Annotated in this window: 13 protein-coding genes; 5 read left to right on the top strand and 8 right to left on the bottom strand. The window is 73.9% G+C overall.

Features of this window, described 5'->3' with window-relative positions:
• The first annotated feature begins 74 nt into the window (after positions 1-74).
• The 4 genes from KPL57_RS70695 (at position 75) to map (ending at position 4,112) form a co-directional block, all read left to right on the top strand.
• Positions 75-785 (top strand): CPBP family intramembrane glutamic endopeptidase, encoded by a 711-nt coding sequence (locus KPL57_RS70695; RefSeq protein WP_226355775.1) that lies wholly within the window; start codon positions 75-77, stop codon positions 783-785.
• A gap of 169 nt (positions 786-954) precedes the next feature.
• A complete protein-coding gene (locus KPL57_RS40805; RefSeq protein ID WP_226355776.1) occupies positions 955-2,787 on the top strand; it encodes a penicillin-binding transpeptidase domain-containing protein in 1,833 nt (610 codons plus the stop codon).
• Positions 2,788-2,845: 58 nt separating this feature from the next.
• Positions 2,846-3,229: a DUF3054 domain-containing protein gene (locus tag KPL57_RS40810; protein ID WP_226355777.1), complete on the top strand. Its 384-nt coding sequence runs from the start codon at positions 2,846-2,848 to the stop codon at positions 3,227-3,229.
• Positions 3,230-3,254: 25 nt separating this feature from the next.
• Positions 3,255-4,112 (top strand): type I methionyl aminopeptidase, encoded by an 858-nt coding sequence (map, locus tag KPL57_RS40815; RefSeq protein WP_226355778.1) that lies wholly within the window; start codon positions 3,255-3,257, stop codon positions 4,110-4,112.
• Between the two features lie 24 nt (positions 4,113-4,136).
• Here map and KPL57_RS40820 read toward each other — a convergent pair whose 3' ends face one another.
• From KPL57_RS40820 to KPL57_RS40850, 7 genes are read right to left on the bottom strand one after another with little or no spacing between them, the layout of a single operon-like run.
• Positions 4,137-4,601 carry a peroxiredoxin gene (locus KPL57_RS40820; RefSeq protein WP_226355779.1) on the bottom strand — a complete coding sequence of 155 codons (465 nt, stop codon included), beginning with the start codon at positions 4,599-4,601 and terminating at the stop codon, positions 4,137-4,139.
• A gap of 33 nt (positions 4,602-4,634) precedes the next feature.
• Positions 4,635-5,444 carry a DUF1295 domain-containing protein gene (locus KPL57_RS40825; protein WP_226355780.1) on the bottom strand — a complete coding sequence of 270 codons (810 nt, stop codon included), beginning with the start codon at positions 5,442-5,444 and terminating at the stop codon, positions 4,635-4,637.
• A complete protein-coding gene (locus KPL57_RS40830) occupies positions 5,441-6,805 on the bottom strand; it encodes a cyclopropane-fatty-acyl-phospholipid synthase family protein (protein ID WP_226355781.1) in 1,365 nt (454 codons plus the stop codon). The genes KPL57_RS40825 and KPL57_RS40830 overlap by 4 nt, the downstream gene beginning before the upstream one ends.
• Positions 6,806-6,816: 11 nt before the next feature.
• Complete coding sequence (locus tag KPL57_RS40835) at positions 6,817-8,124, bottom strand: cyclopropane-fatty-acyl-phospholipid synthase family protein (RefSeq protein WP_226355782.1); 1,308 nt, start codon at positions 8,122-8,124, stop codon at positions 6,817-6,819.
• The gene (locus KPL57_RS40840; RefSeq protein WP_226355783.1) at positions 8,121-8,897 is read right to left on the bottom strand and encodes a DUF1365 domain-containing protein; all 777 of its coding nucleotides are present in this window, start codon (positions 8,895-8,897) and stop codon (positions 8,121-8,123) included. The genes KPL57_RS40835 and KPL57_RS40840 overlap by 4 nt, the downstream gene beginning before the upstream one ends.
• Positions 8,894-10,174, bottom strand: a complete 1,281-nt coding sequence (locus tag KPL57_RS40845; protein ID WP_226355784.1) for an FAD-dependent oxidoreductase — start codon at positions 10,172-10,174, stop codon at positions 8,894-8,896. The genes KPL57_RS40840 and KPL57_RS40845 overlap by 4 nt, the downstream gene beginning before the upstream one ends.
• Positions 10,171-10,899 (bottom strand): alpha/beta hydrolase, encoded by a 729-nt coding sequence (locus tag KPL57_RS40850; RefSeq protein ID WP_226355785.1) that lies wholly within the window; start codon positions 10,897-10,899, stop codon positions 10,171-10,173. Before KPL57_RS40850 ends, KPL57_RS40845 begins: the two co-directional genes overlap by 4 nt.
• Positions 10,900-11,249: 350 nt before the next feature.
• Between KPL57_RS40850 and KPL57_RS40855 the strand changes: the two genes are divergently transcribed.
• Entirely contained in the window at positions 11,250-12,059 is an 810-nt protein-coding gene (locus KPL57_RS40855) for a 1-acyl-sn-glycerol-3-phosphate acyltransferase (RefSeq protein WP_226355786.1), read from the top strand.
• Between the two features lie 3 nt (positions 12,060-12,062).
• Here the strand turns inward: KPL57_RS40855 and KPL57_RS40860 are convergent, their stop codons facing one another.
• Complete coding sequence (locus tag KPL57_RS40860; protein ID WP_226355787.1) at positions 12,063-13,454, bottom strand: mycothione reductase; 1,392 nt, start codon at positions 13,452-13,454, stop codon at positions 12,063-12,065.
• Positions 13,455-13,487: the final 33 nt, after the last annotated feature.

Raw genomic sequence — 13,487 nt, forward strand, 5'->3', positions numbered from 1 at the left:
TGCCGCAACGGCACGGTGTCGACTCGGCCGTGGTCGCGGACATCCGCCGCGCCACCACGCGCAGGGAGGTCGCCGTGTCCCGTTCCAGCTCCGCGTCGCCGGTCACCACCGGTACCGGCCCGCGCCCCGGGTGGGTGGAGGTCGTCGTCGGCCTGGTCGTGCTGGCCGCCGTCGCCTACGGGGGCGGACCGCTGGTGCTGCGGACCCTCGACCCCGGTCCGCTCGCCGGGGGCCTGTTCCTCGCGGCGCTGTCGGGGATCGCGGGCATCGCCGGGTTCGCCGCGGCCGTCGCGGTCCGGCGTCGCCCGCTGCCGGAGTTCGGCGTGCGGGCGACGACCGTGCGCTGGCTGCTGCTCGGCGCCGCCGGGGCGGTCCTGGCCTTCGTCGTCAGCCGGCTGCTGGTGGTCGGGATGGTCGCGCTCGGGATCGAGCCGGAGAACATCCAGGGCGCCTACGCCGACGCGGGCAGCGGCGGGGCCTGGTCGGTGGCGCTGTCGCTGCTGTTCCTCGCGGTGCTGACTCCGCTGGGGGAGGAGCTGCTGTTCCGCGGGGTGGTCACCTCGGCGCTGCTGCGCTACGGCGCCGTCGTCGGTGTGGTGGGCAGCGCGCTGGTGTTCGCTCTGGCACACGGGCTGAACGCGGTGTTCGTGACGGCCCTGGTGGTCGGCCTGGTCGCCGGCGAGCTGCGGCGACGCAGCGGCTCGGTGTGGCCGGGGGTGGTCACGCACCTGGTGCACAACGCGATGGCCCAGGTCGTCGCGCTGGCGTTCGCCGGGGTGCTGTGAGCGACGGGCATCCACCAGGTGCCTGACAGCGTCGGTCCGTGTCCGACGAGGACGTCCCGCTCCGGGAGCTCATCCGACCGCACCGTGCGCGAGACCCTGGCCGCGGCGCAGGATTGACGGGGCGCCCGGACACCCGGGCCTCACACCGGGCGCGGCATACTCGCTGATCGTGATCGCCACCCTGCGGAAGCGCCCCCTGGTCCTGGCCGCCGCGATCGTCGTGCTCGTCGCGGTGGGTGTCGTGGTGGCGCTGCTGCGCCCCTGGGGTGGTGCCGGGACGACCGCCGAGCGGTACGTCACGGCCTGGGCCGCGGGGGACGCGCCGGGTGCGGCCGTCTACACCACGGACGCGGAGACGGCGGGCGCCTACCTGCAGAAGTCCCGCGACGACCTCGCCCCGGCCGGCATGACCGCCCGGGTGACCGGCACCCGCACCGACGGCGACCGCGCGACGTCGACGGTGGAGGTCGCCTGGGACCTGGGGCAGGGCCGGGCCTGGAACTACACCCTGGACCTGCCGCTCGTCGCCGCCGACGACGCCGCGGGCAACGACACCGGCTGGGCGGTCGACTGGTCGCCCGCGGCGTTCGCGCCGGGGCTCACCGACGGCCAGCGCCCGGTGACCCGCACCGTGACCGCCGCCCCGGCGCCCGTCCTCGACGCCGGCGGGGCCACGCTGCTCGCGCCCACCCCGGTCGTCACCGTCACCCTGGACAAGGCGCAGGTCGGGCAGGCCGCGGGTGGGCTCGGCTCCGCACTGGGCACGATCGACCTCGCGATCACGGCGTCGAGCATCACCGCGGGCGCGAACGCCGTGCCGGACGGGCAGGCCTACACCGTCGTCGTGCTGCGGGAGCCCGACTACCAGCGGGTCCGCGACCGCATCTACGACCTGCCCGGCGTCCGGTTCGTGTCCTCGACGCGGCTGCTGCCGCCCGACCAGGGCTTCGCGGGCCAGCTGATGCAGGGCGCCCGCGCCGACATCGAGAAGGCCGCCGGCGGGACGCCCGGCTGGTCGGTCGACGTCGTCGGCGCCCGCGGCGAGACCGTCCGCTCGGTGGCCGGGCAGCCCGCCGGGCCGGGGAAGCCGGTCACCCTGGAGCTGGACCGCACCGTGCAGGACGCGGCGCAGGCCGCCGTCGACGCCGACTCCAAGCAGGCGATGATCGTCGCGATCCGGCCGTCCACCGGGGCGGTGCTCGCGGTGGCGCAGAACGCGGCCGCCGACCGCGACGGCACGCTGGCCCTGACCGGCCGCTACCCGCCCGGCTCCACCTTCAAGATCGTCACCGCGTACGGGGCGATGCCGGCGGAGAACCTCACCCCGCAGTCCCCGGTCGAGTGCCCCGGCACCACCGTCATCGACGGGCGCACCATCCCCAACGAGGACTCCTTCGTGCTCGGCACCGTGCCGCTGACCGAGGCGTTCGCGCAGTCCTGCAACACCACGTTCTCCCGGCTCGCCCTCGGCCTGCCCGCCGGCGGCCTCCCGGACGCCGGGAAGGCGCTCGGCTTCGGCGCGGACTGGAAGATCCCCGGGATGACGACGATCACCGGCACCGTCTCGCCCGCCACCGAAGACCTGCAGCGGGCCAGCGACGGCTTCGGCCAGGGCGACGTCCTCGCCTCCCCGTTCGGCATGGCGCTGGTGTCGGCGACCGTCCAGCACGGCGCGCCCGTCACGCCGTCGCTGATCCGCGGGGCGACGACCGAGGCCGCCGTCGCGCCCGGCACCCCGGACCGCGCGGTGCTCGACCAGCTGCGGCCGATGATGCGCGCCGTCGTCACCTCCGGGACGGCGCGGGCCGCCGCCGAGCAGGGCGAGGTGTACGGCAAGACCGGCACCGCCGAGTACGCGGGCCCCGACGGCGGCAACCGCTCGCACGGCTGGTTCACCGGCTACCGCGGTGACCTGGCCTTCGCCACCCTCATCGTCGACGGCGGGTCGTCCGGGCCCGCGGTGCAGATGACGGCGCGCTTCCTGGCCGGCGTCCCGCGCTGAGCGACCCGGCCGGGCGGCGGCGGGACGGCGTCGGGTCGGGCGCCCTACCCTGGTCGTCGTGCACCCCAGCCGGATCCCCGCCCTGGCGTTCGTGGCCGACCTCGTCGCCGTCGTGGTGTTCGCCGCCATCGGGAGGCTGAGCCACGCCGAGGCCGACAGCGTGCTCGGCCTGCTCGGCACCGCGCTGCCGTTCGCGCTGGGCGCCGCGGCGGCCTGGGCGACGCCGTGGGTGCGGTCGGCGCCCGCGTCGCTGCGAGCCGGGGCGGTCGTGCTCGCCGGGGCCGTGGTCGTCGGGCTCCTGCTGCGGCTGGGGTTCCTGGGGCGGCTTCCGCTGTCGTTCGCGATCGTCGCGACGATCTCGCTCGCGGTCCTGCTGCTGGGCTGGCGCGGGATCTCCGCCGCCGTCGCGCGGATGCGGGCCCCGCGCACCCCGACCCGCTGAGGGTCCCGGACGTACGATGGGGGTCATGTCGACCCGCACGCTGCTCGTCCCCGGCACCCCGACCCCGATCCGCGAGGTGCCGTCGCACATCCCGCGTCCGGAGTACGTCGGCAAGCCGGCCCCGGCACGCAGCCGCCGCGGCGACATCCAGACGCCCGAGACGATCGAGCTGATGCGCCACGCCGGGAAGGTCGCGGCCCAGGCGCTGCAGCTCGCGGGGGAGACCGTCCGCCCGGGCATCACCACCGACGAGATCGACCGCGTGGTCCACGAGTTCCTCGTCGACCACGACGCGTACCCCTCGACGCTGGGCTACCGCGGCTTCCCCAAGTCCTGCTGCACCAGCCTCAACGAGGTCATCTGCCACGGCATCCCGGACACGACCGTGATCGACGACGGCGACGTGCTCAACGTCGACGTCACCGCGTTCGTCGGCGGGGTGCACGGCGACACCAACGCGACCTTCCTCGCCGGTGAGGTGTCGGAGGAGGCGCGGCTGCTCGTCGAGCGCACCCGCGAGGCCACGATGCGCGCCATCAAGGCCGTCCGCCCCGGGCGCGAGCTGAACGTCGTCGGCCGGGTCATCGAGTCCTACGCCAAGCGCTTCGGCTACGGCGTGGTCCGCGACTTCACCGGCCACGGCATCGCCCACGAGTTCCACTCCGGGCTGGTCGTGCTGCACTACGACCAGCCCGACGTGCACACCGTCCTCGAGCCGGGGATGACCTTCACCATCGAGCCGATGATCACCCTCGGCGGCATCGACTACGACACCTGGGACGACGACTGGACGGTCGTCACCAAGGACAAGTCGTGGGTCGCGCAGTTCGAGCACACCATCGTGGTGACCGACGACGGCGCGGAGATCCTGACCCTGCCCTGAGGCGGGTCCGCCCGGCGTGCGGGGTCAGGCGGCGGCGCGCTCGCGCAGCAGGGCCAGCGCCTCGTCGGCGTGCTTGTTCATGTCGGTCTCGGACCCGATCTCGGCGAGGACCGCGCGGTCCTCGCCGATCACGAACGTCTTCCGGCGGGTGTGGAAGTTCCCCGGCAGCCAGGCGCGGTAGGCACCGAAGGACTTCGCGACGGTGTGGTCGGCGTCGGACAGCAGCGGGAACCCGAAGCCGTTCGCGGCGGCGAACATGTTCTGCTTGTCCGGCCGGTCCGAGGAGATCCCGACCGGCTGCGCCCCGATCTCGGCGAACTCGGCCGCGAGGTCGCGGAAGTGGCAGGCCTCGGCGGTGCAGCCACCGGTCATCGCGGCCGGGTAGAAGAACAGGACGACGGGCCCGGCCGCCAGCAGGTCGGACAGCCGACGCGGTGCGCCGGCCTCGTCGGGCAGCTCGAAGTCGGTGGCGGTGTCGCCGACGGCCATGATGTCTCCTCGGGTCGCGGGTGCGGGGGTGGGTCAGGAACGTGGGGGCAGCGGGAGGAACCCGCTGGTGCGGCGGACGTAGTCGGCGTAGCCGGGGCGCCGGTCGGCGATGTCGCGTTCCAGCAGCGCCGCACCGGTGCCCTTCATCAGGTTCGCCGTGATCACGGCGACCCCGACCAGGCCGATCAGCCCCGCCGGGTGGTGCAGGGCGAGGATGCCCAGACCCCACCAGACGCAGGCGTCGCCGAAGTAGTTGGGGTGGCGGGTGAACCGCCACAGACCGCGGTCCATCACCTCGCCGCGGTTCGCGGGCTCGGCGGTGAAGCGGGCCAGCTGGGCGTCGCCGACGGACTCGAAGGTGAACCCGACCGCCCAGACGAGCACGCCGAGCACGGTGACGGCGATCAGCCATCCCGTGGCCGCGGTGCCGTACTGGGCGACCTGGACGGGCAGCGAGACGACCCACATCACCGCGCCCTGGGTGAGGTAGACGCGCCGGCCGATCGAGCCGCGCTCGCGCAGGTCGACGTAGCGCCGGTCCTCGGGCTTCCCGTGGTTGCGCCGCGCGATGTGGCGGGCCAGCCGCCCGCCCCACACCGCGACGAGCACGACCACCAGGGCGCGCCGCCAGCCGTCGCCGGTCGGGTCGAGGGCCGTCGCGGTCACCGCGGTGACGAGCGCGACCCACACGAACCCGAGCCCCCAGACGACGTCGACGCCGTCGTGCCGGCCGCGCCGCACCCCGATCGCGTAGGCCAGCGCCATGAGCAGCGCGACGGCGACAGCGGTGACGCCGAGGTTGACGGCCCAGGCCGCCCAGGGGAACGGGTTCACACCGATCATGCTGTCGCGGCCGGCGACGGCGCGCCCGCCGGGGCGGACCCGACAGCCGGGTCGAGCCCCAGGATCCCGGTGCGGCTGCGCGGCAGCCCGGAGGTGCCGTCGACGCCGGGGCGCACGGTCAGGATCTGGTGCACGCCCATCCGGTTCTCCTCGAACGCCAGCGCCGCACCGGCCAGGTACAGCAGCCAGATGCGCCACTGCTCCTCGCCGATCATCCGGACCGCGGTGTCGCGGTGCGCCTGCAGCGTCTCCAGCCAGGGTCGGACCGTCCACACGTAGTGCTCGCGCATCGAGTGGACGTCCACGACCTCGTGCCCGGCCTGCTCGAGGAACCCGAGGGTCTCACCGAGCGGGCGCATGTACATGTCCGGCGCGACGTAGGCCTCCATGAACGCGCCGCCGCCGGGTGCGGTGTTCGACCCGACCGAGCCGCGCGACATCTGCTGGAGCAGCAGGCGTCCGTGCGGGCGCAGCATGCGGTGCAGCTGCGCGGCGTAGACGCCGTAGTTCTCCTGCCCCACGTGCTCGCCCATCTCGATGGAGGAGACGGCGTCGAAGGGCTGGTCGTCGATCTCGCGGTAGTCCTGCAGCCGGATCTCCACCCGCTCCGACAGCCCCGCCCGGCGGACGCGCTCGACGCCGTAGTCGCGCTGCTGCGCGGACAGGGTCACGCCGGTGGCGTGCACGCCGTAGTGCTCGGCCGCGTGCACGAGCAGCGAGGCCCACCCGCAGCCGACGTCGAGCAGCCGCATCCCCGGCGCCAGGCCGAGCTTGCGGCAGATCAGGTCCAGCTTGTCGCGCTGCGCGTCGACCAGGCCGTAGCCGGGCCCCTCGTCGCGGGTCCAGTAGCCGCACGAGTACGCCATCTGCGGGTCGAGCAGGAAGGCGTAGAACTCGTTGGACAGGTCGTAGTGGTGGCTGATGGCGTCGCGGTCGCGGCGACGGCTGTGCCGCCGCCCGCCCAGCCGGGCCTCCGACGCCGGCGGCCGCGGCGGGGTGCCGACGGCGCCGAGCCGGGCCGCGGTGCCCAGGGCGCCGAGCTTCTGGCGCAGGTCGAGCCGCACCGCGCCGGTCCCGGGCTTCGCGAGCTGCCAGAACCGGGACAGCCCGTCGGCGATGTCGCCGTCGAAGGACAGGTCACCGGAGACGAACGCGCGGGCCAGGCCGAGCTCGCCCGGCGCCCACAGCAGCCGGCGCAGGGCCCGGCGCCGGTTGACGATCACCGTCGGCGGGGTCGGGTCGTCGGGGGTGCCGGTCCGGCCGGCCTCGCTGCCGTCCCAGGCGCGCAGCCGCACCGGGAGCGGGGCGCCGAGGACGTCCTCCAGGAGCGAGGTGAGACGCTCCGCGGGGGTGGTGGTCATGGGGGCACCTCTCAGAAGGACGGGCGGCGCTGCAGCGAGAACTGGAAGACGTCGAGGTAGCCGACGCGGAACCCGGCCTCGCAGTAGCCGAGGTAGAACTCCCACATCCGCCGGAACGTCTCGTCGAAGCCGAGCGCCTCGACCTCGTCCCACCGCTCGAGGAAGCGGGTGCGCCAGTGGCCCAGGGTGCGGGCGTAGTCGTAGCCCAGGCTCCGGCGCTCGGCGACGTGCAGCCCGCCGGTGTGCCGGGCGAGGTTGTCCTCGATGGACTCGACCGACGGGATGATCCCGCCGGGGAAGACGTACTTGTGGATCCAGGTGTAGTCGTTGCGGGCGACCATCATCCGGTCGTGCGGCATGGTGATCGACTGCAGGCCGACCCGGCCGCCCGGCTTGAGCAGCCGGTCCAGCGCGGCGAAGTACGTCGGCCAGTACTCGACGCCGACGGCCTCGATCATCTCGACCGACACGACGGCGTCGTAGGAGCCCTGGGCCTCGCGGTAGTCGCGCAGCAGCACCTGCACCCGGTCGGCCACGCCCGCCTCGGCGAGCCGCGCCTCGGCGAGGGTCTTCTGCTCCTGCGAGATCGTCAGCGTGGTGACCCGGGCGCCGCGCTGCGCGGCCCGCGTCGCGAGCCCGCCCCAGCCGGTGCCGATCTCCAGTACGTGCATCCCGGCCTCGACGCCCGCCATGTCCAGGATGCCGTCGATCTTGCGTTCCTGGGCGAGGACGAGGTCGTCGGAACCGTCGGCGAACCAGCCGGCGGAGTAGGACATGGTGTCGTCGAGGAACAGTGAGAACAGCTCGTTGGACAGGTCGTAGTGGCGGTGGATGTTCTCCCGCGACCCCTCGACCGAGTTGACCTCGGCGGTGGGCTGGCGGGCCTCGGCGAACCGGCGGCCCAGCCGCTGCAGGGCGGGCGGCACCAGCGTCGACAGCCGGGCGGCGAACGGGGTGAGCAACCCGGGCAGGTCGGTGGTCGTCCAGTCGCCGACCATGTACGACTCGCCGAAGCCGATCTTCGAGTCGGCGCCGAGCCGGTGGAAGAAGGCCGAGGGCCGCTCGATCCGCATCACCGGCGAGGACGGACCGCCGGACCCGATGCGCTCCCCGCCGGGGAACACCACACGGACCGGCAGCGACCGGACGGCGTTGCGGAACAGCGACTCCGCGATCCGGGCCTTGGCCGGGGCCACGGGCGGCGTCGCCAGACCGGGCCACACGCCCTCGTTGGGGCGGGGGACGGCGTGGGTGCGGGGCCGGGCGCCGCGCGCCCCGCCGGTCACCGGCACGGCGATCCCGTCGTGCTGCATCGTCATCGCGAGAGCCCTTCCTGAGGCTGATCCTGTGTGGAGTGTTCGTCGGGGAGGCCCGCGCGGTTCTGTGGTGGCCGGTCCGGTTTCGGCACGACCGGCAGCTTCGTCCACAGCGCGATGCCGTGGCGCCGGATCAGCGCCGCGGTCCGCTGGGTGACCAGCGGGCGGCGCAGCACCGTGCGCGCCACCTGCCGGGTGGTCGCGGGCCTGCGGATCCCGGCCAGGGTGGCGACGAACGCGGGCGCACCGTCCTGGTGCAGCGTGATCGCGATGCCGAGCCGGTCACCGGGCTCGGGCAGGCGCATCGTGTAGTGGCCGTCGACGGTGAGGAACGGCGAGACGTAGAACTCCTTGTCCACCTCCGCCCGCCCCGACGGGTCGGGGTGCAGCAGGTAGCAGTGCCGCTCGCCGTAGGTGTTGTGCACCTCCGCGACCACGCAGGCGAGCGTGCCGTTGGCGCGGTGGCACCAGAACACCGAGATGGGGTTGAACACGTAGCCGAGCACCCGGGCGTGGGCGAGCATCAGGACCCGGCCCCCGGCCAGGTCGATGCCGTGCGCGGCCAGGTAGGTGTCGACGTTCTCCCGGATCCCGCGCTCGGGGTCCCCGAGGTGGTCGCGGGCGTCGAAGCGGGCGAACGGGCGCAGCCAGAACGGCAGCCGCGGCAGCGCGTCCAGGTCGACGAGCCAGTAGTAGATCGGGTGCGAGAACGCCGTCTCCAGGTCGCGCCGGCGGGCGTGACGGACCTCGGCGTCGTAGAGCGCCGGGGTGCTCACCAGCTCACCCCGAGCGCGCGGGCGGCGCGCACGCCCGAGGCGCAGCCGTCCTCGTGGAAGCCCCAGCCGTGGTAGGCGCCGGCGTAGGCGGTGACCGGGGTGTTCAGCTCCGGCAGGCGGCGCTGGGCGGCCACCGAGTCCGGCGTGTACACCGGGTGCTCGTAGGTCATCCGCGCGACGACGGCGTCCGGGTCGATCCGCCCGGTGCCGTTCAGGGTGACCACCCAGTCGTCGGGGTCGGTGAGGCGCATCAGCCGGTTCATGTCGTAGCTGACCAGCACCGGGGCCTCGGTCGAGTCGGCGCAGGAGGGCTTGAGGTAGTTCCACGACGCCCGGGCGCCGCGCCGGCGCGGCAGCAGCGAGGTGTCGTGGTGCAGCCAGGTCTCGTTGCGGGAGTAGGTGAACGCCCCCAGCACGGCCCGCTCGTCGGCGGTGGCGCCGTCGCCGAGGACCGCCAGCGCCTGGTCGGGGTGGGTGGCGAGCACGACGTGGTCGAACGCGGCGACGGTGTCGGCGTCGTCGCGGACCTCGACGCCCGCGGTCGAGCGCAGGACCGAGCGGACCGGCGTCGCGGTGCGCACCGCCGGGAGCTGCTTGACGACACGGTCCACGTAGGAGCGGGACCCGCCGGTGACGGTCCGCCACTGCGGCGAGCCGCCGATCCCGAGCATGCCGTGGTGGTCGAGGAAGGTGAACAGGTAGCGCGCCGGGTAGTCCAGCGAGAGCGCCGCGCCCGCCGACCACACGCAGGACACCACCGGGATCATGAAGTGCTGCACGAAGTAGCGGGAGTAGCCGCCGATCGCGAGGAACGCCCCGAGCGTCACGTCGCCGGCGGACTCCTCGGTCAGGACCCGCCGTGCGTGCCGGTGGAACCGCACGACCTCGCCGAGCATCCGCAGGTAGGCCGGCCGGGCCGCGTTGGAGGCCTGCGGGAACAGACCGCCCAGCTTGCGGGCGCCGGCGTACTCCAGCCCGCAGCCGTCGCAGCGCACCGACATCGACATGTCGGAGTCCTGCGTGGACACCCCCAGCTCGCCGAACAGGCGCAGCAGGTTCGGGTAGGTGCGGTCGTTGTGGACGATGAACCCGGAGTCGACGTGGGTGGTCCCGCCGTCCGACGACGCCAGCTCGTGGGTGTGGGCGTGCCCGCCGGGGCGGGCGTCGGCCTCGTACAGCGTCACGTCGTGGCTGCGGGACAGCAGGTAGGCGGCCGTCAGACCGGACACCCCGCTGCCGACGACGGCGACGGTCGGACGCGCCTGCGGTGCACTCACCTGTCAACTCCTTCGAGGGCGACCCGCAGCCCGGCCGGGGCGGGTTCCGCCATGGCGTTCGAGATGACCGGGTCGCGGGGTTCGGCCCCGAGCTCGCCGAGTGCGAAACGTCGCACCAGGGAGGTCCAGTCACCGGCGCGGCGGAGCATGGCGTGGCCGTCGCCGAGCACGTCGAAGCGGGCGACCCGGTCGGTCACCGACCGGGCGCGCAGGGCGTAGGCGTAGGACGCGGCGGGGTCGGTCATCCGCTCCCGGTCGCCGTGGGCGATCAGCACCGACCGTCCGGCGAGCTGGTCGACCGGGTCGGAGCCCTCCAGCCAGGGGGCGAGCCCGCACACCGCGACGACGCCGGGTGCGCCCGCCGCCCGCAGCACCGCGCGGGCACCCATCGAGTGCCCGACGAGCACGACCGGGCGTCCCGGGTAGCGGCGCGCGAGCTCGTGGACGGCCCACTCGGCGTCGCGGTAGGCGTCCATGGCCGGGCCGTTCCAGCCCTTCAGCCGGTAGCGCAGCAGGTGCACTGCGACGCCCGAGCCCACCTCGGTCCGGTGGGCGCGCCCGCCGCGCTCCAGGGAGTGCGCGAACGGCAGCATGCGCAGCAGGGCCAGCCCGCGCCGGGCGGGCGCCGTGGAGTGCGACTTCCCGCCGTGGGCGACGAGCACGACACCGGCCGGTTCGGGGTGTCGGTCGCCGGCGTTCTCCAGCCACGGACTCGGATCGGGCACGGGGCGCCTCGCAGGGGACGGGGTGCACGGGGCACCGGAACGGTCTCGGCGCGTGTTCGTCCGGCGGCCCGGTGGTGGCCGGTCGGTGGGACCGTCCTCACATCGGGTCGGCCCGGACACGGTCCGCGACCGGTGCGTACCCGTCGACCCTAGATCGGGTCCGCGGTATCTCGCTCGTCGAGACATCTCGGCACGCGGGGATCGCTCGAACGGGTGAGGTGTGCGTCACCTCCCGTGGTCACGGCCGGGGTGGGTAGGACCACGGACGCACCCGGTCGTCGTGAGGGGCGAAGATGGTCGTGTGCCCGGGACCGGGCGCCGTGGACGGACGGGCGGGGAGGACGACGACGATGGGCGTGCCACCGGAGCTGACGGTGTGGCAGAAGGTCGTGGCGACGGTGCGACGCCGGCGTCGCGGGTCGGGCTTCTGGTTCGGGCTCGCGATCGCGGTGATCTGGCCGTTCGTCGTCTTCGGGACCCGGCTGGGCTGGCGCGGCGCGGAGCACCTGCCGCGCACCGGCGGCGCCCTGCTGGTCGGCAACCACGTCTCGTTCTCCGACCCGATCTTCGACATCGCCTTCGGCACCGCGCACGGCCGGATCCCGCGGTTCCTGGCCAAGGGCGAGCTGTGGTCGGTGCCGGTGGTGAAGTGGGTGCTCGGGCACGGCGGGCACATCCCGGTGTACCGGTCGTCGAAGCGGGCGGCGGAGTCGTTCACCGGCTCGATCGACGCCCTGGAGCGCGGGGAGATCGTCGCGATCTACCCGGAGGGCACCTACACCCGCGACCCCGGGCACTGGCCGATGAAGCCGAAGAACGGCGTCGCCCGGATCGCGCTGCGCTCCGGCGCCCCGGTGATCCCGATGGCGAACTGGGGCACCCAGGACTTCCTGCCCGCCGACGGGAAGCCGACGCCGTTCCCGCGCAAGCGGGTCACGGTCGCGCTCGGCCCGCCGGTGGACCTCTCGGAGTTCGCCGGGAAGCCGCTCACGAAGACCACCCTCGACGCGGCCACCGCGAAGATCATGGACGCGGTGACCGGGCTGCTCGAGGAGCTGCGCGGCGAGACCCGCCCCGCGACGACGTACGACCCGGAGGCGCGGCCGCGTCCGGAGGCGCCCGGCGAGCCGCTCGACCCGGCCGAGCGCGCCGCCGGCTGAGCCTCAGATCTCCAGCCCCAGCAGGGCGTTCTCGATGACCTCGGGCAGCGCCGGGTGGATCCAGTACTGCCCGGTCGCGATCTCGGAGACGGTCTGGCCGAACACCATCGCCTGGATCAGCTGCTGGACCAGCGTCGACGCCTGCGGCCCGAGCAGGTGCGCGCCCAGCAGCCGTCCGGTGCCCTTCTCCGCGACCAGCTTGCAGATGCCGGTGCGGTCCTCCATCGCCCAGCCGTAGGCGACGTCGCCGACGTTCTGGACCTTGACCGCGATGTCGAACCCGGCGTCGCGGGCCTCGGTCTCGGTCATGCCGACCGAGGCGATCTGCGGCTCGGTGAACACCGCCGCCGGGACGAAGTCGTGGTTGGTGGCGCGCAGGTCGTCCGGGTGCGCCAGGTTGTGCCCGACGATCTTGGCCTCGTGGTTGGCCACGTGCTTGAGCTGGTGCGGGGAGCTGACGTCGCCCAGCGCCCACACGCCCGCGGCGGAGACGCTGCGCTGGTACTCGTCGACGGCGACGCGGCCGTCGGCGTGCACGGTCACACCGCCCCGGTCCAGGTCCATCCGGTCGCCGTTGGGCATCCGGCCGGTGGCGACGAGCAGCGTGTCGGCGACGACGGTGGAGCCGTCGTCGAGGGTGATCTCGACCTCGCCGGGCCCGCCGCTGCCGTCGCCGGACAGCGCGGTGACCTGGCGGCCCAGCCGGCAGTCCCAGCGGGCGGTGGCGACCTCGGTGAACCGGTCGGACAGCGTGTCGTCGAGGTGGCGCAGCAGCTTCGGCCCGCGGGCGATCACGGTGACCTCGGCGCCGAGCGCGGAGAACACGTGCGCGAACTCGGAGGCGATGTAGCCGCCGCCGAGGATCGCGAGCCGGCGCGGGACGTCGTCGATGCGCATCACGGTGTCGGAGGTCTCGAACGGCACGCCGGCGTCGCCGACCAGCGGCGGGATGCTCGGCCGCGACCCGGCGGCGATCACGATCCGGTCGCCGCTGACGGTGTCGGTGCCGGAGCCGTCGGTGCGCTCGACGCCCAGCTCGCGCTCGCCGGTGAAGCGGGCGTGCCCGAAGTACACGGTGACGTTGGGGCTGCGGTCGACCCGGTAGGAGCGCCCGCCGTCGGAGATCGGGTCGATCCGCCCGAACACCCGGTCCCGGATGTCGGTCCAGCGGATCTTGTCGACGGTGCCGTCGACGCCGTAGGTGTGCGCGTGCCGGATGGTCTCGGCGACGTCCGCGGCGTAGACGTACATCTTGGTCGGGATGCAGCCGACGTTCAGGCAGGTCCCGCCGAACACCCCGTGCTCGACGATCGCGACGTCGAGACCGGCGAAGCGTTCGTCGATGAAGGTGTTTCCGGAACCGGTGCCGATGACGACCAGATCATGGTGGGCCACGTCGCGAGGCTAACCGCTTCCGCGGGCCCGCGA

Source organism: Pseudonocardia sp. ICBG601 (genome assembly GCF_020496245.1).